Origin of the sequence: Pseudonocardia sp. NPDC049635 (assembly GCF_040659795.1) — a bacterium.
Lineage (GTDB): Bacteria > Actinomycetota > Actinomycetes > Mycobacteriales > Pseudonocardiaceae > Pseudonocardia.
Map to the genome: position 1 here is coordinate 1 of NZ_JBFAON010000056.1, position 1,838 is coordinate 1,838.

Genomic DNA, 1,838 nt, shown 5'->3' on the forward strand with positions numbered 1-1,838 from the left:
GCCGGTGCCTCAGCCGGTGAGCCGGTAGCGGATCAGCCGGGAGCTGTTCCCGACGACGGCGACGCTGGAGGCGTTGTGCAGGATCGCTGCGACCACCGGTGACAGCGCCCCGCCCGCGGACACCAGCAGGCCGGTCGCGTTGACCGCGATCGACATGCCGTAGTTCTGCCGGATCAGGGTGATCGAGCGGCGGCCCAGGTCGCGCAGCTCGAGCAGCGCGTCCAGGTCGTCGGCGGCCAGCGCGACGTCGGCGGTCTCGACGGCGACGTCGGTGCCCGCCACGCCCATCGCGATGCCGATGTCGGCGAGCGCGAGCGCGGGCGCGTCGTTGGTGCCGTCGCCGACCATCGCGACCGTGTGCCCGTCCTGCTGGAGGGCTCGCACCACGTCCTGCTTCTCCTCGGGCATGACCTGCGCCCGATACTCCTCGATGCCCAGCTCCTCGGCGACCGCCTGCGCGGTGCGGGGATGGTCACCGGTCAGCATGACGATCCGCCGCACACCGTCGGCGCGCAGCCGGTCCAGCACCTCGCGCGACTCCGGGCGCACGGTGTCGCGCAGCGACACCAGGCCGACCAGCTCGCCGTCGACGGCCAGCAGCAGCGGTGTCTCGGTGGCCCGCTGCAGCCTGCGGACCCAGTCGGCGGCCTTGCGGCTGACCTGCACCCCCTGGGCGCGCAGCAGTTCCCGGGACCCGATCAGCAGCACCCGGCCGTCGGCCTGCACCCGCATGCCCTGCCCGACGAGCACCTCGCACTCCTCGTGCGGCGGGATCTCGATCCGGCGTTCCTCGGTGGAGCGGATCACGGCCTGGGCCAGCGGGTGCCGGGAGTGGATCTCCGAGGACGCCGAGTACGCCAGGACCTGCTCGGGGGACCAGTCGTCATGGAAGGAGATGACGTTGGTGACGACCGGGCGGCCCAGGGTGAGGGTGCCGGTCTTGTCGAACACGATCGCGTCGACCCGGGCGGCCGCCTCCAGATGCGCGCCGCCCTTGATCAGGATGCCGCGCCGGGCCCCGTTGCCGATCGCGGCGCTGATCGCGGTCGGGGTGGACAGCCCCACCGCGCACGGGCAGGCGATGAGCAGCATCGTCATCGCCCGCCGCACGTCCCGGGTGGCCAGCAGGGTCAACCCGGCCAGCAGGAACGACGCCGGCACGAAGCGGCGGGAGAAGTTCTCCCCGACGGTCTGGATCGGCGCCCGGTCACCCTGGGCCTGCTCGACCCGTTCGATGATCCGGCCGAGCGCGGTGTCCTGGCCCACCGCGGTCGCGCGGACGACGAGCCGGCCGCGCAGCAGCACCGAACCGGCGTGCAGCGACGTGCCGGGGCCGACCGCCACGGGCAGCTGCTCACCGGTGATCGCGGCCTGGTCGACGACGCCCTCGCCCTCGACCACCTCACCGTCCACCGGCAGCACGATGCGTTCGTGCACGACCACCTCGTCACCGATCACCAGGTCGGCGATGTCGCTGGTGACCTCGACACCGTCCGGGAGCCGGGTCCAGGTCGTCGTGGTCGCACCGGTGAGCAGCTCCGAGATCGCCCGCCGCGACCGGCGCAGTGTCAGGTCCTGCAGGTACTCGCCGATGTTGAGCAGCCACAGCACGGTCAGCGCGACGACGTTCTCACGCAGCACCAGGCTGGCGACGGTCGCCGCGGACACCAGCGCGTCGGTCCCGGCGCCGCGCCCGCCGGTCAGCGACCGCAGCGCGCCGCGCAGGAACGGGTACCCGGTGAAGATCGTGACACCGGTGGCGACGGTGCGGCCGGCCGTGCCGAGCACCGGCGGACGGCGCAGCCCGTAGCGGCGCAGGCCCAGTGCGGCCAGCGCGA

General features: G+C 73.3%; 1 protein-coding gene. It reads right to left on the reverse strand.

The features are described 5' to 3' along the window. Nucleotides 1–9: 9 nt before the first annotated feature. A partial coding sequence (locus AB0J24_RS28735; RefSeq protein WP_358687008.1) for a cation-translocating P-type ATPase occupies nucleotides 10–1,838 on the reverse strand: 1,829 nt, incomplete at its 5' end.